A 17,991-nucleotide genomic window follows, 5' to 3' on the forward strand; every position below is an offset into this window, starting at 1 on the left:
ACCACCTGCCGCCTGCGCTGTTTGAGCAGCAAGCGGCCTAATGCTCCTACAGAGCGGTTCAAAAAAACTGAACCACAACAGGCTTGCCCGCGATGCAGACGACTCGGTCTTGAAGCACTACACCTACAAAAAACCCGGCCGAAGCCGGGTTTCTCGTCAACCGATCACTGCATCCACGGCGGAGGCGGTTCTTCGGTTTTGCTCGGCGGTGCGTCGTCTGCGGCGCGAACCGCTTGCCGACGTTCCTCATCAAGGCGCGCGGCCTCGATCTCACGCATGATGCCGCCAACGTCCGCCAGCTCTTCCGGCTCGTCGAACTCACCGGTCAGGACGCTGGCCGGATGCAGGGTGCCGGCTTCATACAAGGCCCACATTTCCTTGGCGTACTTGGTCCGCTTCAACTCCGGTGCAAAGCGCCCGAAGTACAAAGCCATGTTGCCCACATCCCGCTCCAGCATGCTGAACGCGTGGTTGTTGCCGGCAGCGTCGACTGCCTGGGGCAGGTCGATGATCACCGGGCCGTCCGGGGTCAGCAACACGTTGAACTCGGACAGGTCACCGTGCACCAGACCGGTACACAGCATCAGCACGATCTGCGAAATCAGGAAGGCGTGATACTCGCGCGCCTGATCCGCTTCCAGCACCACGTCATTGAGACGCGGCGCGGCATCACCGTACTCGTCCGCCACCAGTTCCATCAGCAGCACGCCTTCCAGGAAGTCGAACGGCTTGGGCACTCGCACCCCGGCACTGGCCAGACGGAACAACGCCGCGACTTCGGCGTTCTGCCAGGCGTCTTCGGTTTCTTTACGACCGAACTTGGAACCCTTGGCCATCGCGCGAGCCTGACGGCTGTTACGTACCTTGCGGCCTTCCTGATACTCGGCCGCCTGACGAAAACTTCGTTTATTCGCCTCCTTGTAAACCTTGGCGCAACGTAACTCGTTACCGCAGCGCACCACATAAACAGCTGCTTCTTTACCACTCATGAGTGGGCGCAGCACCTCGTCAACCAGACCGTCCTCGATCAGCGGTTCAATGCGTTTTGGAGTCTTCATCAGCTTTTATTGTGGGTCCTTTATTACCAAACACGCGAATATCACTCGTTATACGGCAATCCTCGCACGGCGGGGAGGATTTGCCGACCTATGAACGTTGCAGATGCACCCAATGTGCCAGATTAATCAGGCAAATCTGTCGGCCGACGAAGATCATAGCTGAGAGTCAGCCGCACGTTGGCGACTGGATCAGAAGGCATTTACGACAGAGTCTGAGATCAGCCAACCCTCTCTTTGTAGGATTTTTTGCAATAGCCCTCAATTTCTGCTGCTGACGGCCGAAGTCATCAAAGAGAAAGGGATTTGTCCGACAATCGGAACAGACGCCACCTCACCGCAATGTTTACGGCTGCCGTCAATCCGCGAGTCATCAGCACTACGTGGGCTTATAAGAAAAAACCTGGAGCGCGGATGAACATCAAACAAAAACTGACGTGGGCGTTTGCAATCGTCGCCTGCTTGCCGGTTGTACTGGTCGCCACCCTGGTGGTCATGAACCTGCGCAGCGATGCCAAAGAAAATTTTGTCGACAGCAGCGGTCGAGAAATCCGCCAGGTCAGCAACGCCATGCAACTGTTCTTCGACGGCATCAGCCAGAACGTCAACTACCTGGCCTCTCAGCCGCTGATCAAAAACACCGACGCCAGCCTCAAAACCTACATGGGCGCCAACGCGACAGAAATCCCACAAGGCGAGATGGACAAGCAGGTGTTTGCCTTGCTGCAAGACATGGGCGCCAGTCACCCGGCGTACGCCTACGCCATCGTCGGCACCGGTGCCGGTGGTTACGTATCCTGGCCCGATGACCCGAAGCTGACCAACTACGATCCGCGTCAGCGTCCCTGGTACAAAGCCGCCCAGGCCAAGCCGGGCAAGCCACTGCGTACCGACGCCTATTACTGGGCAGCCGATGATGCGACTTACGTCAGCACCGTGCGCACCCTTGACAACAAGCTCGGCGCCAATGGCGGCGTGGTCAGCATCGACGTGACGCTCAAGCAGCTCACCGAGATCGTCAAACAGATCAAGCTCGGTGAAACCGGCTACCTGATGCTGATGGAAAACAACGGCACTGTGCTGGTCGACCCGAAACAGCCAGAGCATAACTTCAAGCCTCTGAGCAGCCTGGGCGACGGTTACGCGCAACTGGCCAAGGCCGGTAAAGGTCTGGTCGAAGTCGAGTTGAACGGCGAGCACTACATGGCCAACGTCTGGCCGTCGGAGCAACTGGGCTGGACCTTCGTCGGCCTGATCAAGCAAACCGACGTGATGAACTCCGCCACTCAACTGACCTGGTTGATCGCGATCATCGCCGCCGTACTGGCCGTGGTCTTCGCCGTGGTCGGCGCGAGTTTCGCCAGCCTCATCGTGCGGCCGATTCGCAGCGTCGCCAGCGGTCTGGAAGGCATCGCCCAGGGTGAAGGGGACCTGACTCAGAACCTGCAGATCCGTGGCAGCGACGAAACTGCGCAACTGGCCAACTGGTTCAACCAGTTTCTCGCCGCGATTCGCAGCCTGATCCAGCACATCGGCGGCGCTGCAACCAAGATCCTCGCCAACTCGCAAAGCGCGACCCAGGTCTCCAGCGATATGGCCGAAGCCGCCGGGCGCCAACGTGAAGCAGTGGACATGGTGTCCACGGCGTTCCACGAAATGGTCGCCACCGCCAACGAAGTCGCGCGTTCCTGCAGCCAGGCCGCCGAGTCGGCCGACAGCGGTCAGCGTCAGGCCCGCGAAGGTCAGCAACAGATCGATGCCGCCGTGAACAGCGTCGACAAGTTGAGCCAGGAAATCGAACAATCGGCGCAGTCGATGCAGCAGCTGGAACGCGACAGCAATGACATTCAGTCGATCCTCGGCACCATTCGTTCCATCGCCGAGCAAACCAACCTGCTGGCGCTGAACGCAGCGATCGAAGCCGCCCGCGCCGGCGAGCAAGGCCGCGGCTTTGCGGTGGTGGCCGATGAGGTTCGCGCCCTGGCTAAACGCACCGCAGACTCCACCGCGGAAATCGACGGACTGCTCGGCAACCTGGCCAAGCGCACCAGTCAGGTCACTCAGCAAATGCACGCCAGCCTTGAGGTGTCGCAACAGTCGGTCAGCCGTATCGGCGAAGCACGCAACAGCTTTGGGCAGATTCGCGAATCGGTGGACGTGATCCGCGACATGAACACCCAGATCGCCACGGCCGCCGAAGAACAGCATCAGGTCGCCGAAGACATCAACCGCCACATCAGCCAGATCCATGGCGATGCGCAGTTGGTGGCCGAACTGGCCAACTCGGCACGGCTCGACTCTCAGAGTCTGGCAGGGTTGTCGAATGAGCTGGATGGGTTGGTGCGACGGTTCAGAACCTGACCGATGACCGCTTCGCGGTCAATCGCGAGCAGGCTCGCTCCCACAGGGTTTTGCAGTGTCCTTGTGGGAGCGAGCCTGCTCGCGATGAGGCCGTCACTGTCGGAAAAGCTCCCCCGGGGTAAACCCGAACAGGCTTTTGAACGCGGCGATAAACGCCGAGGTCGAGTCATACCCGCTGGACAGCGCAGCCGTGGTCACGCTGTTGCCGTCCTCCAGCAGGCTCAATGACGACAACAAGCGCATGCGCTGGCGCCAACTGCGGAAGCTCAATCCGGTTTCACGCTGGAACAAACGCATCAGGGTTTTCTCTGAGGTGCCCAATCGCTCGGCCCATTCATGCAGCGTTATGTTCTGCTCCGGGCTTTCGATCAGCTCGTTGCACAGCCCAAGCAGACGCGGGTGACGTGGCAACGGCAGAGAAAACCCGACTTCCGGCAGACTCGCCAACTGATCCAGCAGCACCTCGACCAAGCGTGCTTCGCGGCTGTCGCCCTCTGGATAGTCCACCGGCAGCAGGCAAAAGCTCTTGATCAGTTCTCGCGCCAAGGGCGTCACTTCCAGCACCCGACAACGCTCGTCCGCCCAGGCGCACTCCTCACGCCGCACATACAAACTGCGCATCTCTGCACGCATCGACGTCACCACCTGGTGCTCAAGATCGGCCGGAATCCAGATACCCCACTGCGGCGGCGCAAAGAAACTGCCCTCGGCGGTGTGCACGCCGAGGACTCCGCTGATTGCGTAGGAAAACTGCACCCAATCGTGACGATGAGGTGGCGTCCACGAGCCGGCGCTGAGGCTTTCCGCACGGGCATACAGCGGGCGCGGTAACGCCGTCAGGGCCGGGATTGTCCGCTCAAGGGAAAGTTGTCCGTTAGTCGGCATTGATTGGCCTTATGTCGCAAGACGGGCGGAAAGCATGACCTTAGGCTAGGTCATCCATTCTTACAATGCTTTCGGTGCCCGCTATGCATGCCTTCAAACACCTCAAACGCGTGGTCACCGACTGGTTCCTGTGCGGAATGCTGATCGCCACCCTGCTGTCTTACGCCTTCCCACACTTCGGCGCCACGGGCGGCGGGATGCATGCCGAGTGGGTGATCAACATCGGCGTGTTCCTGGTGTTCTTCCTGCACGGGGTCAACCTGTCGAGTGAGCAGATCCGCTACGGTTTGAAAAACTGGCGCCTGCACTTCATGGTCCAGATTTTCACCTTCCTGGTGTTCCCGCTGATCTGGCTGGTGAGCGACAAGCTGCTGGGCTCGCACATTCCATCGCTGCTGATGCTCGGGTTCTTGTACCTGTGCGCCCTGCCCTCGACTATTTCCTCCTCCGTGGCCTTGACCGGCAGCGCGGGGGGCAACGTACCGGCGGCGATTCTCAATGCCAGCCTGTCCAGCGTACTGGGGATTTTCCTTACGCCGTTGCTGGTGAGTTTCGTGGTGGGCAGCGGTGCTGGCGGCATCGACCTGGGTTCAACCCTGCTCGATCTCTGCGCCATGTTGCTGTTGCCGCTGGTACTGGGCCAGTTGCTACGGCCGCTGTTTGGCAAGTTTTTCAGTCGCCACAAGCGCTACACCAACATCGTCGATAAGCTGGTGATCCTGCTGCTGGTCTACGCCGCATTCTGCAACTCGATGGTTTCCGGGATGTGGCAGCAACAGGGCAATACGGTGATTCTCAGCGCACTGGTCGGCAGTGCCGTGCTGCTGGCGATCATTCTGTGGATGACCACCCGCACTGCCCGCGCCCTGAAGTTCAGCCCGGCCGATGAGATCGCCGCGGTGTTCTGCGCCAGCAAGAAGTCCCTGGCTGCCGGCGCCCCTATGGCCGCGTTGATCTTCGGTGCCAACCCGGGCCTGGGTCTGATTCTGTTACCGATCATGATCTATCACCCGTTGCAGCTGATCGTCTGCTCGGTGATGGCCGAGAGTTATGCCAACCGCAATCGGCTACTCGCCGAACAGCAACGCGGCGCTGCCCTCAGCGCTCGATAATGGCCGTCACCCCCTGACCGCCGGCGGCGCAGATCGAGATCAACCCGCGCCCCTTCCCGGCGGCGTCCAGCAGCTTGGCGAGGTTGGCGACGATTCGCCCACCGGTCGCGGCAAACGGATGTCCGGCCGCCAATGAACTGCCTTTGACGTTGAGCCGACTGCGGTCGATGGAGCCCAATGGTGCGTCGAGGCCGAGCCGGGTTTTGCAGTATTCCGGATCTTCCCAGGCCTTCAAGGTGCAGAGCACTTGCGCGGCGAAGGCTTCGTGGATTTCGTAGTAGTCGAAGTCCTGCAAGGTCAGGCCGTTGCGCGCCAGCAAACGCGGTACTGCGTAGACCGGCGCCATCAGCAGACCTTCCGCGCCGTTGACGAAATCCACCGCTGCCGCTTCGCCGTCACGCAGATAAGCGAGGATCGGCAGGCCGCGCTCCTTCGCCCATTCCTCACTGCCCAACAGCACCAGCGACGCGCCATCGGTCAGTGGTGTCGAGTTGCCGGCGGTGAGCGTGCCTTTGTCGCTCTTTTCGAATGCCGGTTTCAACGATGCGAGTTTTTCCAGCGTCAGGTCCGGGCGCAGGTTGTTGTCGCGGGTCAGCCCCAGGAACGGTGTCATCAGATCGTTCTGCCAGCCTTCGGCGTAAGCTGCGGCCATTTTCTGGTGGCTTTCCAGCGCCAGTTGATCCTGCTCGGCGCGGGGAATGTTCCAGGTCTGCGCCATCAACTCGCAATGTTGTCCCATGGACAAACCAGTGCGCGGCTCGCCGTTACGCGGCAGTTCGGGGATCAAATGTCGGGGACGCACTTGCAGGAAGGTTTTCAGCTTGTCGCCCATGCTCTTGGCGCGGTTGGCTTGCAGCAGGATCTTGCGCAGGCCTTCGCTGACACTGATCGGCGCATCCGAGGTGGTGTCGACACCACCGGCAATGCCGCAGTCGATCTGTCCCAGGGCAATCTTGTTCGCCACCAACAACGCCGCTTCCAGACCGGTGCCGCAGGCCTGCTGAATGTCGTAGGCCGGGGTGGTCGGCGACAGCCGCGAGCCGAGTACACACTCACGGGTCAAGTTGAGGTCCCGGGACAGTTTGAGCACCGCCCCCGCCACCACTTCGCCCATGCGCAGACCGTGCAGGTTGTAGCGTTCGATCAAGCCTTCGAGCGCCGCCGTCAGCATTGACTGATTACTGGCGGTGGCATACGGCCCGTTGGAACGAGCGAAAGGAATGCGATTACCACCGATGATCGCGACACGGCGCAGCTGAGTCATGAAAAGCTCCTATTCTGAAAAGGCCATAACCCACAAGCGTAGGCCTTATCTCGCGGATCGAACGACTGATGACGATTCTTGGTCCACACTTTGAACCCCCGCTGCTGGAGTACGTTCCATGTCAGACCGCTATATCGACTTCGCCAATTCGGCCCTCGGCCACCGCCTGGTCGGAGCCCTTGGCCTGCCGTCACCGGTTCGTCTTGAACGCTGGGAGGCGGGTCGCCTGCGGCCCGTCGAGGGTGCGCTGCTGATCGGTGGCGGCCCGTTGGCGCAGAACGTCAGCGCGTTCGCCAACAAACTCACCGAGCAGATTTACAGCTATGGGCCCGAACCGTTGGTGGCCCAGGCGTGGATTCCCGGCCACGGTCCCAAGCTCAAAGCCGTGGTGTTCGATGCCAGCGATCTGGTCCAGACCGATCAGCTCAAGCAACTGCGTGAGTTCTTTCAGCCGTTGATGAAAAACCTCGCCCACAGCGCCCATCTGGTGATTTTCGGACGCGCACCGGAGACTTTGAGCGACCCGTTCGCCGCCAGTGCCCAACGCGCGCTGGAAGGGTTCAGTCGCTCGCTGGCCAAGGAACTGCGCAGCGGTGGCACCTTGCAGTTGCTGTATGTCGGGGCCGGTGCTGAGGGACAACTCGAAGGCGCACTACGGTTTTTCCTCTCGCCAAAAAGTGCTTATGTCTCGGGGCAGGTTGTGCGGCTAAACGCTTGCGACACTCAAGTCCAGGACTGGACTCGCCCATTGGCCGGCCGCACGGCGCTGGTCACGGGAGCGGCTCGCGGGATCGGCGCGTCGATCGCTGAAACCCTGGCCCGCGACGGTGCAGACGTCGTGCTGCTGGACGTGCCACCGGCCAAGACCGATCTCGATGCCCTCGCCGCCCGCCTCGGCGGCCACAGCATCACCCTCGATATCTGCGCCGAAGACGCCGCCACGCAGTTGATCCAGCAATTGCCGAACGGCATCGACATCGTGGTCCACAACGCAGGTATTACCCGCGACAAAACATTGGCCAACATGACTCCGGAATTCTGGGACGCAGTGCTCGCGGTGAACCTGAATGCACCGCAAGTGCTGACCAAAGCGCTGCTCGACAGCGGCAGCCTGCACGATAACGGTCGGGTGATTCTGCTGGCGTCGATCAGCGGTATCGCCGGCAATCGCGGGCAAACCAATTACGCCGCGAGCAAGGCCGGGCTGATTGGCCTGGCGCAGGCCTGGGCGCCGTTGTTGGGGGAGCGCGGAATCAGCATCAACGCCGTCGCCCCAGGCTTTATCGAAACCCGAATGACCGCGCATATTCCGTTTGCCTTGCGTGAGGCGGGGCGACGCATGAGTTCACTGGGGCAAGGTGGATTGCCGCAAGACGTCGCCGAAGCCGTGGCCTGGCTTGCCCAACCCGGCAGCGGCGCGGTCAGCGGACAAGCGCTGCGGGTGTGTGGGCAAAACGTATTGGGAGCTTGAACATGACAACGGATTGGCATTCACAAAGCAGTACACCGTACTTGTCCGAGTTGTATTGGCGGGCCGCGACGCGGCGCAAGATCACCGGCGCCAGCCTGCCTGAGGATGGCTTTCGTTGCTGGGTCAATGTTGACCCCAAGCGCTTGGCGGCTTATCGCAAGGTCTGCGGGTTTACCGATGACGGTTTGCTGCCACCGACGTATCCCCATGTGCTGGCGTTCGCCTTGCAGATGCAATTGCTCACCGCCAAGGCGTTTCCGTTTCCGCTGCTGGGGCTGGTTCACCTGGCCAATCGCATCCGTATTCTGCGGCCTTTGGGCGGTGTCGACCGGGTGCAGGTGAGCGTGCGGGTGCAGAACCTGCAACCTCACGCCAAGGGCGCGGTGTTTGAGTTAGTCACAAGCGTTGATGATGCACTCGGGCCGCTCTGGGAAGCCGAAAGCCAGATGCTCTGCAAAGGCGTGAAGCTTGCTGGTGAAGCCATTGAGCCGTCGACGGATTCGGTGCTGGCCATGAACGAGGTCACCCGCTGGTGGGCTCCCAGCGAGATTGGCCGGCGCTATGCCAGGGTTTCCGGTGACTACAACCCGATTCACCTGAGCGCTGTCAGCGCCAGACTGTTCGGTTTCCCCCGGGCCATCGCCCACGGTTTGTGGATCAAGGCGCGCACCCTCGCGGCACTGAGCGGGCACCTGCCGACCTCGAATATCGAGATTGCCGTGCAGTTCAAGAAGCCGGTGCGCCTGCCCAGCGAGGTGATCTTACTGGCCAGCGCTGCCGGCTCAAGCGGTGACTTCAACGTGGTCGGCGTCGGGGATCTGGAACACATGCTCGGCACCTGGCGACCACTTGCCCCCTAAGGCAACTCAACCACGCCGACTCAGCCGCGCCTGATAAAGAACACACCCGCCATAATCAACACCAGCCCGGCAATCTTGCCGGCGCTGACAGGCGATTCGCGAAACCCGGCCCAACCGAAATGATCCAGGGCCAGAGCCATCCCCAGTTGCCCCGCCAGCACCAGCGCCATGAACAGCATCGCGCCGATGCGCGGCCCCGCGAAAGCTGCCGTGGTAATAAAAAATGCGCCAAGCAGGCCACCGCTCCAGTGCCACCAGGTCAGGCTTTTGAGGGCTGCCAACGTCGGCGTTTCACGCTGGAACAGCACCAGCAGCAACAACGCCATGGTGCCGACAAAAAACGAAATCAGCGCGGCGCTCAGGACGCTCGACACCTGTTTGGCCAGTTGGCCATTGATACCGGCTTGCAGCGGCAAAAACGCCCCCGCGACAAAAGGCAGGCAAAGCAACCACCAGACGGGGGCGGGCATGCTGTTCTCCTATGAGTGAATAAGGCGCGCAGTATACGCCGCGCCTTATACACCGCTGCCACAAACCAAACGACCCGCTCGTGGCGGGTATGCGGCAATGAATCAGAAGTCGCGAAATCAGGCCACGGGGGTCCCGCCCAATGCACTGACGACCTTGTTGAAGGTAGCTTTCACCGAATCCCCCAGCGGGGTGACAAATGCCACAACGACCAGGCCTACCATCGCGACAATCAACGCATATTCAATCGCTGAAGCACCCTCGGTCCTGCTCATGAACAACTGGAGTCGGATGGACAGGAACCGCACGAAATGAAGGAACATACGACTTCTCCTGCAAGGTGTAGAACACTCCGACGGTTCTAAGGATTGATCTGGTGCAACTTCGGTTGCGGGAACAGGTTGTCCAGGGTTTCCAGCAGGCGCACGTGATAGATCGGTTTGCGGAACAGGTCCAGTACCTGCAAGCGCAGCATGTCGCTGACGTCGTCCATGTCGGCATGACCGGAGGTCACGATCACCGGCAAATGCTGCCGGGACGTGTGCTCGCGCAGGCGGCAGATCAGAGACATGCCGCTTTCTTCAGGCATGCGCAGATCGGTGATGACCAACGCGATATCGGGGTGACGGGTCAGATGGTCCAAAGCGAGTTTGACCGAGGTTGCGGTGAAGCAACAAAAGCCCTCGCCCTCCAGCAACTCCGCAAGTTCCAACAGGGCGTCTTCCTCATCGTCCACCAGAAGCAGCTGTTGGCGCGGGAGTGAAGAAGCGTTCATGTGCGACTCCTGTCACTGAGCAAGCAATCGGATGGGAACACGAACAATCGATCAAGCCACCTGTGTCCCGCCCAATGCGCCGATCACCTTGTTGAAAGTGTCATGAACCGACTTGCCCAACGGCGTGATGAAAGCAACGACGACCAACGCCACCATCGCGATGATCAGCGCATATTCAATGGCTGAAGCACCCTCGGTCCTGGTCATGAACAGCTGGAAACGGATGTACAGATACCGCACGAAGTTAAGGAACATGCGACTTCTCCTTTGCGCCAGAGGACGCCGATGTAACGAGGGCACAACATGATTGCTCTGTGCCATCGGAGCATTGTCAACAAACCCCACTCCAGCAACTGTAACAACCGGTTAATCACAAAGTATTAACCGGAATGTTGGCGCCCAAAAACCGCCACATCAATAAGGACGTCATACGCTCGCAAGTTATTTTTTTGACCAGTAATGGCATTTTGATTTTGCTGCGCTACTTTCAAATAGCCGAATAGTTGCGTGTTCATAGCTGCCTGATTGCGAAGCTATCTCGTTGAACCTCACGGGGCGGTGATGCAGCAGGAAAGGGAGAGCCGTCATGAACAGCCGCGTTACCATGGGCCTGGCCGGACTACTTTTAGTCGGCGCCGTCATTGTCGGGTACTGGGGGTTGGCGCTAAGCCGACAACCTGCAGCCGTCACCGAACCCGTTGCCGCCCCCATCACCGCCACCGTTGTGGTGGAAAAAACCGTTGCTTCAGCCGAAGACCAGACGCGCCAACCCGTCGTCGTGCTGGTGCATGATGTCCTGCCTTTTACCCCCCTCACTGCCGCTGACCTGACCCTGGAAAAACTTCGCAACGCCCCCGCCGGCAGCTTGAACAGCCTGGACCAGGCCCTTGGCCGTACGCCCTGGCGGCGCCTGAGCGCGGGAACCTGGCTGAGCAATGACAGCTTCGAGGCCGGCGGCCCGCTGGCACGGATGATCCACAGCGATGAACGCGCGCTCGCGGTGGCGGTAGACGAAGTGGTCGGCGCTGCCGGCCAACTGATCCCGGGTGACTACGTCGATGTGTTGCTGTACCTGCGTCAGGACACCGCCAACGCGCAGCAATCGGCGCAAATCGTGATTCCGGCCATGCGTGTACTCGGTGTCGGTGAACAATTCGGATTGACCAATGACGGCAAACCCGCCTCCCCGGCCGCCAGTTCCGACGAAAAACTCAAACAGGATCAACGCCGCATCGCGGCCCGCAGCGTCGTGCTGGCGGTGCCCGAACAACTGCTCAGCCGGATGATGCTGGCGACTCAGGTCGGCACCTTGCGCCTGGCCGTGCGCAGCAGCGAAGAGCAGCTCCTGGCCAAATATTGGGCAGGTGAAAGCGATTCATCCTCCCACCTGAATGCCACCAGCATTCAACTGTTCCAGTTCACCCAGCTGGCATTGGGCAGAGCCCCGAAAAACATCGTCAGTGCACGTCCGGTGGTGGTGTCACGGCGCAGCATTGAGGTCATACGCGGTAATCAGATCACCCAACAAACCCCTTGATTGAGCAAGGATGCATATCCTCAAAAACCGCAACTTCGACTAACCCAGTGGACTCTCACAATGAGCCAGAATCTGAGCCAGACGTTCCTTGCGATTACCCGCAACAGCACTGACCTGGAGTGGCTGCAAGGTGCACTGGCGCCCTTGGGCCAAGTGGTCAGCGCCGGTGGCGGCAGCCTCGATGAACTGCTGGCGCTGGTGGACGTAACGTTTGCCAGCCTGGTGTTCGTCGGCCTCGACCGCGAGCATGTCGTGGCCCAGAGTGCGTTGATCGAAGGGGCGCTGGAAGCCAAACCGATGCTGGCGATCGTTGCCCTGGGCGACGGCATGGACAATCAGTTGGTGCTCAACGCCATGCGCGCCGGGGCTCGGGACTTTGTGGCCTACGGTTCACGCGCCAGCGAAGTCTCGGGCCTGGTGCGACGCCTGAGCAAACGTCTGCCGCCTGTCGCACCCAACACCCAACTGGGTGGCCTGACGGTGCTGTTTGGCACTCAAAGCAACGCCGACGGTGCCCTGCTCGCCGGGCACCTGGCACTGGTGGTGCAGAAGAGCGGCCAGCAAACCTTGCTGCTCGACCTTGGCCTGCCGCGTGGCGACAGCCTGGCGCTGCTGGGGCTGGAGAGTTCGTTTCATTTCGGCGATGCCTTGCGGCATCTGCGGCGCCTCGATGCGACGCTGATCGACAGCGCTTTCACCAGCGCCGAAGCCGGGCTGCGAATCCTCGCCTACGCCAGTAACGACGAACCGCTGGAACGCACCAGCGCCGCCGAGCTGTACATGTTGCTCAGCGCCTTGCGCCAACACTTTCAACACATTGTGGTGAACCTCACCGGTCAACCTGACAGCGAAGCCCTGCGCACCTTCGTCAGCCATTGCGACAAGCTGCTGTGGTACACCGACCAGAGCGTGCTCGATTGTCGGCGCAACCTGACAGTGCTCAACCTGTGGCGCGAAAAAGGCATGAAGCTTGATCACGCGCGACTGCTGGTCGACCGCTACCTGCGCAACGCCGCCCCGGATTCCGACACACTGGGCAAGACCTTTGGCCTGGAAGTGATCGCCGTCCTGGCCTACAGCCCTGAGGTTCGGCTCAACGCAAAAAACCAGGGTGTGTCCCTGTTCGAACTGGCCCCTCGTGAGGTTCTGACCCAAAGCTTGCGCACCCTTGGTGAACGTCTGGCCAAGCACTCTGAAAGTCTGACCGCGCCAAAAATCAGTTGGCTGAATCGCTTGCGGGGCAACAAATGAGCGGTGAAAAACTCTTCGGCGCGCAGACCCAGAGCCCGATCGGCAACACCGACCACGAAGGCCTGAAACTGGTGCTGCATCGCTACATCATCGATGCCATCGAAGAGTCCGGAAAAAATCTGTTGGAAGGCTCGCGTCAGATCCTTTCGCAATTCGTCATCGACAAGGTCGCCGAATACATCGCTCGTTTGCACCTGGCAATTTCGCGCTATGAAATGGAGCGTCTGGCGGAAGAACTCGTCGACGAACTCACCGGTTTCGGTCCACTGGAAGTGCTGCTGCGCGACCCGGCCGTGACCGAGATTCTGGTCAACGGTCCGCACCGGGTGTTTATCGAGCGTGACGGTGTATTGCACCAAAGCGATCTGCGCTTCATCGACGCCCATCACGTCGAGCGGGTCATGCAACGCATCCTCGCGCCACTGGGGCGGCGTCTGGATGAGTCATCGCCGATGGTCGATGCGCGCATGCCCGACGGTAGCCGGGTCAATGCGATCATCCCGCCCATCGCGCTGGATGGACCGTGCCTGTCGATTCGTAAATTTCGCAAGGACATGCTTAAAAGCAGCGACCTGATGGCGATGCAAACCATCGATCAGGCGATCTTCGACTTCATTCAAGAAGCGGTGAGCAAACGCTGCAACATCCTTATCAGTGGGGGAACCGGCACCGGTAAAACCACCTTGCTGAACATCCTCAGTCAACTGATCGATCCTCACGAACGTCTGGTGACTATCGAAGACGTCGCCGAACTGCAACTGGGCCACCCTCACGTCGTACGCCTGGAAACCCGCCCGCCGAATGCCGAGGGCCACGGCGAAGTGAAAGCCAGCGACCTGATCCGCAACGCCCTGCGGATGCGCCCGGACCGAATCATCCTTGGCGAAATCCGTGGCGTCGAAGTGCTTGACGTACTGACCGCCATGAACACCGGTCACGACGGTTCGATGAGCACGGTGCACGCCAACAACGCCCAGGATGCACTGTTGCGCCTGGAGACGCTGGTTGGCCTGACCGGGCGCCAGATCGCCGAACGTACGCTACGGCAGATGATCTGCGCGGCACTCGATGTGGTGATTCAACTGACGCGCCTGCCCGATGGCCGGCGCTGCGTCAGCGAGGTGGTGGAAGTGGTGGGTATCCGCGAGGACATCTACGTCACCAACACCCTGTTTCGTTTCGACCGACGGACCGGTTTCGGCTTCCTGCGCGAGGCGGTCAACCCCGCTGGCGACAAGCTGCGCCATGAGTTGGCTCTGCCCCTCAACTGACTTGACGAGGCTTGCGCGATGATCGGCCCGATACTGCTCAGCCTGATGTGCGTGGTGTTGCTGGGACTGTCGATTCGGCTGTTCTATCAAGGCCTGCGCAAGACCAGTACCGAACGCGTACTGAACCGACTGGCCCAGGGGCAACCGCAACTGATCGTCGAAAAACCCGCGTGGGCCAGCCTTGAGCGCGCTTTTTTGCGCGCAGGTCTGGGCCGCCCGACCGAGCGTCTGCCGCTGTGGTTGATGCTCTGGGCTTGCGCCGGCCTCCTTGGCTTTTTGCTGGAAGGCTGGCTGGGGCTGCTCATACTTCTGCTGCTGCCACCCGTGGCGCTGCGTTTGTACATTTCCTGGCGTTATCGACGTCGCCTGAGGCGAATGATCGAACAGTTGCCGCCGTTGCTCGATCACACCATACGCAGTCTCAAATCCGGCCGCACCCTGGCCGACGCGGTGATGGGCAGCATCGATGCCAGCGCCGACCCGCTTAAAAGAGCCATGGGGCGAATCCAGCGCAACGTGCAATTGGGCGTCAACCTGCCCGACGCCGTGCACGATTTTGCCGAGCTTTACGACCAGGATGAACTGCGCATGTTTGCCCTGGGATTGAAGGTCAATCACCGTTACGGCGGCAATGCCAGCGAGCTGCTGGAGAACCTGATGAAACTGATTCGCGAACGCGAGCAAGGCACCCGTCAGCTTCGGGCCATGACCGGTGAAACCCGAATGACGTCCTGGGTTCTGGGGGCCTTGCCCCTCCTCATCGCGAGCTACTTCATGCTGACCAACCCCGGTTACATGCTGGGCATGTGGCGCGACACTGCCGGCCAGCACATGCTGATCGCCGCGGTTGGCTTACAGATCGTCGGGTGCCTGGCGCTGTGGCGCATGTTGCGGAGTATCTGAGATGGCCTTACTGGTGAGCGTTTTGCTGTTTCTGGGAGCCATGGCGCTGGTGCTCGGCAATCTGCTCGAACAGCGACGGCGTGAGCGGCACGTCACCCAACGCCTGCAAGGGCAGAGGCCGCAAGACAACACATTCAGCAGTTGGCTGCGGCTGCTCGGCGACAGCAGGTTTGGCCGGCGCTCGGTCAGCATCGACAGCGAAACCCAGACCTTGCTCGCACGCCTGGGTTGGCGCAAATCCAGCGAGCGCTCGTTGTTCGCCGCCTGCCAGATCGGCACGCCGCTGCTGGTGCTCGGGCTGGCGGTGTTCTTTCAACAGGTGTTCTACCCCAACGCGCAAAACCAGTGGCTTGCTCCATTACTGGGCGCCGGGCTGGGTTATCTCTTGCCCAAACGGCTATTGGCCTATGCCGCAAAACGTCGGCAAAAAAACATTGCCATCGAGATTTCGACCTTCATTCCGCTGCTACGGATTCTGTTCGAATCGGGGATGGCCATAGAGCAGGCTTTGCGTGTGCTCAGCACCGAGGCGCACAAACTGCTGCCGGAACTGACCAGTGAACTACGGCTGATCCTGACTCGGGTCGACTCCGGTCTGGAGCTCGGCGAGGAGCTGCACAAGACCGCGACGCTGCTGGCCGTGGACGAATTCACCGACACCTGCGTGATCCTCGAGCAACTGATCCATCAAGGCGGCGGCGCCATGAAATCGCTGCTCACGCTCAAGCAATTGCTCGATGAGCGGCGCCTGACACGCTTGCAGGAATACATCTCGAAAATGTCCGCCAAGATGTCCGTGGTGATGATGCTGTTTCTGTTTCCCGCCTTGTTGATCGTCCTGGCCGGCCCGGGCTTCACCGCCATTGCTCGGGCGTTTGCGCCTTAGAGCCGCAAGCGATGACCACGACACCCGGCGGCGGACAGTTTATTTGTAGCTGCGAGCGGCCTCACCTATCGCTGAAATACAAAACACCCGATGCGGTACATCGGCGGTTGGGGTGAAATAGGCATAAACCTATTTCAGGGCTAGACAGGATCAAAAGTGTTTATGCCTGTAATTCGTGATGAGGCTTACTCTGTTACAGTGAAAACTCCGGAGTTGTACCAGTATGAAGGAGTGCCATTCCTCAAGTGATAGCGGTAGTGGATGTAGTAATTTCCGATCTTTAGTTCAAAATCTGCTTTATATCTCCAAGGATTATGAGCTATTTCCGCGATTCGATGAACGTAGTCGCCCCCCGGCCCATAAAACGCCAACTCTATAAGTGTGTCGTCGGAGCTCTGTCCTACTGGCCCCTTGAGCTCAAGATCTTTACGCGACACTTCTCTGCCTGTAGTGGGGAAAGATAACTGTCTATCCTGGGTATCAGGGGATATTTCACTTTGTTGAATTGGCATATTTTTTCTCCCTCAAAGTTTATATAACGTTACAGCCAAGCCAATAAAAACTTAAACCAAGGGTATTTACACCCTGTAAGAACTGACAGTTCCGACGAGCGGTGTTGATTTGCCATATCTGATGCATGCAGGACGTTTGCTGACCAAGGCCGCAGTTGACACACATTGAACATGTGTTCCGGCCTGTCTTCGGGGCCAACGGGGACAAATTTATTTTTATGTTATTGATCGTTTGGGCTAGCCCAGGCTTCACTTCCATCGCCCGGGCGTTTACACCTTAGAACCGCATCATCAGGCGGATGAACCGCTCGTAGCAGCTGCCGAGCTCGCGAGGCTGCGTTCGAGGACGAAGTCCTCGCAAATCCTATATACGCGGATTGCCTGATAGAACGCGTTGCCCGATTTTACGACCGCTTCGCGGCCGAACGCAGCCTCGCAGGCTCGACAGCTGCTACGGGCGGTTCATCAGGCGTATTTCAATGTTGTGTTGCCGCCAAAACAATCGCCGTCCCAAGCGGTTAAGGTTTGACGACATACTCCGTCGGTTCTTCAGGGTCCATATTGTCCAGCGCTTGATCCACCAGCAACCGGATCCCGTCGATCATCCTGCAAATGCCTAACGCCACATTGCGTCGAGAACCTTCGATCTCGAACGCCAGGTCAGCAGCCATGGCTTTGACCGAGGCCAGGTCTTCCGAAGCGTTCGCCAGCAGACTTTCGGTGTCGATATCCGGATTGACGGCAAACAACCGGTCCGAGTGCAGATCGCTGAAGCGCAACTTTACAAGGGTCGGTTTCAGGTAATGATCGAGGGCGCGGTGTGCGGCGTCGTGTAGTTTTTTTGAGTCGGGAGAATCGTAGGGGGAAACGTCGTCGGCTTCGGGGGGATTGGGGGTTTCTTTGATCATGGCGTATCTCCGAGTTTGGATGGAGCTGCCACTGATCGCCGCGACGCGATTGAAGGTGGCAGCTGTACGCAGGTTCGCGGACCGAGACTCGAAAACCCGGCATACCCGAAGGCATCCCGCGCACAGCCACCATGACACGCAACGACAAGCACGTTAAAAACGCCTGCTGTTGAGCCGAGTGATTATGCATCAAGTAAACGGGCCGCGACGCCCGGACGCTGAATTGGCAGCGACGTTCGAAGGCTAGAGGTGGCGCTTCCGAGCGGCAACCTGAAAGACATGTCGGAGATTTCTGCGTTGCCCGTGATGCTGTCATCGAGTTCACCTCGACTCCTACAGGCATTACACAACCCCCAATAACGTGGGAGCGATCAAACAAGATCAAAAGATCGCAGCCTGCGGCAGCTCCTTGTATCTCGACTATCGCTCCGTCAGGAGCGATAGTTCTCGACTGATCATCGAGGGAGGGACC

The 17,991-nt window shown here is 59.7% G+C and carries 18 protein-coding genes and 1 pseudogene; 10 read left to right on the forward strand and 9 right to left on the reverse strand.

Annotated features, from left to right (window positions below; translation table 11 throughout):
* Positions 1-164 precede the first annotated feature (164 nt).
* On the reverse strand, positions 165-1,058 hold the full coding sequence (locus ACIPIN_RS28025) for a PA4780 family RIO1-like protein kinase (protein WP_401124587.1): 894 nt from the start codon (positions 1,056-1,058) through the stop codon (positions 165-167).
* Positions 1,059-1,625: 567 nt separating this feature from the next.
* On the opposite strand from ACIPIN_RS28025, the pseudogene ACIPIN_RS28030 reads away from it, so the two are divergent.
* Positions 1,626-2,558 (forward strand): annotated as a pseudogene (locus tag ACIPIN_RS28030) (cache domain-containing protein); the annotation flags it as partial.
* Positions 2,559-2,687: 129 nt separating this feature from the next.
* Positions 2,688-3,416, forward strand: coding sequence for a methyl-accepting chemotaxis protein (locus ACIPIN_RS28035; RefSeq protein ID WP_401124617.1), 729 nt, complete (start codon positions 2,688-2,690; stop codon positions 3,414-3,416).
* A 93-nt stretch (positions 3,417-3,509) separates the two neighbouring features.
* On the opposite strand, the gene ACIPIN_RS28040 is transcribed toward ACIPIN_RS28035, so the two are convergent.
* Positions 3,510-4,301, reverse strand: a complete 792-nt coding sequence (locus ACIPIN_RS28040; protein WP_401124590.1) for an AraC family transcriptional regulator — start codon at positions 4,299-4,301, stop codon at positions 3,510-3,512.
* Between the two features lie 83 nt (positions 4,302-4,384).
* On the opposite strand from ACIPIN_RS28040, the gene ACIPIN_RS28045 reads away from it, so the two are divergent.
* Complete coding sequence (locus tag ACIPIN_RS28045; RefSeq protein ID WP_401124593.1) at positions 4,385-5,413, forward strand: bile acid:sodium symporter family protein; 1,029 nt, start codon at positions 4,385-4,387, stop codon at positions 5,411-5,413.
* Here the strand turns inward: ACIPIN_RS28045 and ACIPIN_RS28050 are convergent.
* Positions 5,400-6,677, reverse strand: coding sequence for an acetyl-CoA C-acetyltransferase (locus tag ACIPIN_RS28050; protein ID WP_401124595.1), 1,278 nt, complete (start codon positions 6,675-6,677; stop codon positions 5,400-5,402). The genes ACIPIN_RS28045 and ACIPIN_RS28050 overlap by 14 nt on opposite strands.
* Before the next feature lie 118 nt (positions 6,678-6,795).
* Here ACIPIN_RS28050 and ACIPIN_RS28055 point away from each other — a divergent pair, with 118 nt between their 5' ends.
* Positions 6,796-8,148 (forward strand): 3-oxoacyl-ACP reductase, encoded by a 1,353-nt coding sequence (locus ACIPIN_RS28055; protein ID WP_401124597.1) that lies wholly within the window; start codon positions 6,796-6,798, stop codon positions 8,146-8,148.
* Positions 8,149-8,150: 2 nt separating this feature from the next.
* A complete protein-coding gene (locus ACIPIN_RS28060) occupies positions 8,151-9,008 on the forward strand; it encodes a MaoC/PaaZ C-terminal domain-containing protein (RefSeq protein WP_401124599.1) in 858 nt (285 codons plus the stop codon).
* Between the two features lie 20 nt (positions 9,009-9,028).
* Here ACIPIN_RS28060 and ACIPIN_RS28065 read toward each other — a convergent pair whose 3' ends face one another.
* From ACIPIN_RS28065 to ACIPIN_RS28080, 4 genes are all read right to left on the reverse strand, one after another.
* Positions 9,029-9,478, reverse strand: a complete 450-nt coding sequence (locus tag ACIPIN_RS28065; protein ID WP_401124601.1) for a DMT family transporter — start codon at positions 9,476-9,478, stop codon at positions 9,029-9,031.
* Between the two features lie 117 nt (positions 9,479-9,595).
* Positions 9,596-9,799 carry a Flp family type IVb pilin gene (locus ACIPIN_RS28070; protein WP_401124603.1) on the reverse strand — a complete coding sequence of 68 codons (204 nt, stop codon included), beginning with the start codon at positions 9,797-9,799 and terminating at the stop codon, positions 9,596-9,598.
* 38 nt (positions 9,800-9,837) lie between these two features.
* Entirely contained in the window at positions 9,838-10,251 is a 414-nt protein-coding gene (locus tag ACIPIN_RS28075) for a response regulator (protein WP_401124605.1), read from the reverse strand.
* A 51-nt stretch (positions 10,252-10,302) separates the two neighbouring features.
* Entirely contained in the window at positions 10,303-10,506 is a 204-nt protein-coding gene (locus ACIPIN_RS28080; protein WP_401124607.1) for a Flp family type IVb pilin, read from the reverse strand.
* Between the two features lie 331 nt (positions 10,507-10,837).
* On the opposite strand from ACIPIN_RS28080, the gene cpaB reads away from it, so the two are divergent.
* The 5 genes from cpaB to ACIPIN_RS28105 are packed head-to-tail and all read left to right on the forward strand — an operon-like array spanning position 10,838 to position 16,099.
* On the forward strand, positions 10,838-11,788 hold the full coding sequence (cpaB, locus tag ACIPIN_RS28085; RefSeq protein ID WP_401124608.1) for a Flp pilus assembly protein CpaB: 951 nt from the start codon (positions 10,838-10,840) through the stop codon (positions 11,786-11,788).
* Between the two features lie 60 nt (positions 11,789-11,848).
* Entirely contained in the window at positions 11,849-13,039 is a 1,191-nt protein-coding gene (locus tag ACIPIN_RS28090) for a CpaE family protein (RefSeq protein WP_401124609.1), read from the forward strand.
* On the forward strand, positions 13,036-14,310 hold the full coding sequence (locus ACIPIN_RS28095) for a CpaF family protein (protein WP_401124610.1): 1,275 nt from the start codon (positions 13,036-13,038) through the stop codon (positions 14,308-14,310). Before ACIPIN_RS28090 ends, ACIPIN_RS28095 begins: the two co-directional genes overlap by 4 nt.
* A gap of 18 nt (positions 14,311-14,328) precedes the next feature.
* The gene (locus tag ACIPIN_RS28100; protein WP_401124612.1) at positions 14,329-15,213 is read left to right on the forward strand and encodes a type II secretion system F family protein; all 885 of its coding nucleotides are present in this window, start codon (positions 14,329-14,331) and stop codon (positions 15,211-15,213) included.
* Position 15,214: 1 nt separating this feature from the next.
* Positions 15,215-16,099 carry a type II secretion system F family protein gene (locus tag ACIPIN_RS28105; RefSeq protein ID WP_401124614.1) on the forward strand — a complete coding sequence of 295 codons (885 nt, stop codon included), beginning with the start codon at positions 15,215-15,217 and terminating at the stop codon, positions 16,097-16,099.
* Positions 16,100-16,284: 185 nt separating this feature from the next.
* Here ACIPIN_RS28105 and ACIPIN_RS28110 read toward each other — a convergent pair whose 3' ends face one another.
* Both ACIPIN_RS28110 and ACIPIN_RS28115 read right to left on the reverse strand, forming a co-directional pair.
* Positions 16,285-16,611, reverse strand: a complete 327-nt coding sequence (locus tag ACIPIN_RS28110; protein WP_401124615.1) for a hypothetical protein — start codon at positions 16,609-16,611, stop codon at positions 16,285-16,287.
* A 518-nt stretch (positions 16,612-17,129) separates the two neighbouring features.
* Positions 17,130-17,519 (reverse strand): DUF6124 family protein, encoded by a 390-nt coding sequence (locus ACIPIN_RS28115; protein WP_401124616.1) that lies wholly within the window; start codon positions 17,517-17,519, stop codon positions 17,130-17,132.
* Positions 17,520-17,991 lie beyond the last annotated feature (472 nt).

It is taken from the genome of Pseudomonas sp. NPDC087697 (assembly GCF_044743155.1).
Classification (GTDB): domain Bacteria; phylum Pseudomonadota; class Gammaproteobacteria; order Pseudomonadales; family Pseudomonadaceae; genus Aquipseudomonas.

What these genes read in the sequence shown, in the direction of transcription:
- ACIPIN_RS28080 (WP_401124607.1), bottom strand. Translation starts at nt 10,506, where the DNA reads ATGTTCCTTAACTTCGTGCGGTATCTGTACATCCGTTTCCAGCTGTTC.
- ACIPIN_RS28100 (WP_401124612.1), top strand. Translation starts at nt 14,329, where the DNA reads ATGATCGGCCCGATACTGCTCAGCCTGATGTGCGTGGTGTTGCTGGGA.
- ACIPIN_RS28090 (WP_401124609.1), top strand. Translation starts at nt 11,849, where the DNA reads ATGAGCCAGAATCTGAGCCAGACGTTCCTTGCGATTACCCGCAACAGC.
- ACIPIN_RS28070 (WP_401124603.1), bottom strand. Translation starts at nt 9,799, where the DNA reads ATGTTCCTTCATTTCGTGCGGTTCCTGTCCATCCGACTCCAGTTGTTC.
- ACIPIN_RS28050 (WP_401124595.1), bottom strand. Translation starts at nt 6,677, where the DNA reads ATGACTCAGCTGCGCCGTGTCGCGATCATCGGTGGTAATCGCATTCCT.
- cpaB (WP_401124608.1), top strand. Translation starts at nt 10,838, where the DNA reads ATGAACAGCCGCGTTACCATGGGCCTGGCCGGACTACTTTTAGTCGGC.
- ACIPIN_RS28110 (WP_401124615.1), bottom strand. Translation starts at nt 16,611, where the DNA reads ATGCCAATTCAACAAAGTGAAATATCCCCTGATACCCAGGATAGACAG.
- ACIPIN_RS28025 (WP_401124587.1), bottom strand. Translation starts at nt 1,058, where the DNA reads ATGAAGACTCCAAAACGCATTGAACCGCTGATCGAGGACGGTCTGGTT.
- ACIPIN_RS28065 (WP_401124601.1), bottom strand. Translation starts at nt 9,478, where the DNA reads ATGCCCGCCCCCGTCTGGTGGTTGCTTTGCCTGCCTTTTGTCGCGGGG.
- ACIPIN_RS28095 (WP_401124610.1), top strand. Translation starts at nt 13,036, where the DNA reads ATGAGCGGTGAAAAACTCTTCGGCGCGCAGACCCAGAGCCCGATCGGC.
- ACIPIN_RS28105 (WP_401124614.1), top strand. Translation starts at nt 15,215, where the DNA reads ATGGCCTTACTGGTGAGCGTTTTGCTGTTTCTGGGAGCCATGGCGCTG.
- ACIPIN_RS28045 (WP_401124593.1), top strand. Translation starts at nt 4,385, where the DNA reads ATGCATGCCTTCAAACACCTCAAACGCGTGGTCACCGACTGGTTCCTG.
- ACIPIN_RS28055 (WP_401124597.1), top strand. Translation starts at nt 6,796, where the DNA reads ATGTCAGACCGCTATATCGACTTCGCCAATTCGGCCCTCGGCCACCGC.
- ACIPIN_RS28115 (WP_401124616.1), bottom strand. Translation starts at nt 17,519, where the DNA reads ATGATCAAAGAAACCCCCAATCCCCCCGAAGCCGACGACGTTTCCCCC.
- ACIPIN_RS28060 (WP_401124599.1), top strand. Translation starts at nt 8,151, where the DNA reads ATGACAACGGATTGGCATTCACAAAGCAGTACACCGTACTTGTCCGAG.
- ACIPIN_RS28035 (WP_401124617.1), top strand. Translation starts at nt 2,688, where the DNA reads ATGGTGTCCACGGCGTTCCACGAAATGGTCGCCACCGCCAACGAAGTC.
- ACIPIN_RS28075 (WP_401124605.1), bottom strand. Translation starts at nt 10,251, where the DNA reads ATGAACGCTTCTTCACTCCCGCGCCAACAGCTGCTTCTGGTGGACGAT.
- ACIPIN_RS28040 (WP_401124590.1), bottom strand. Translation starts at nt 4,301, where the DNA reads ATGCCGACTAACGGACAACTTTCCCTTGAGCGGACAATCCCGGCCCTG.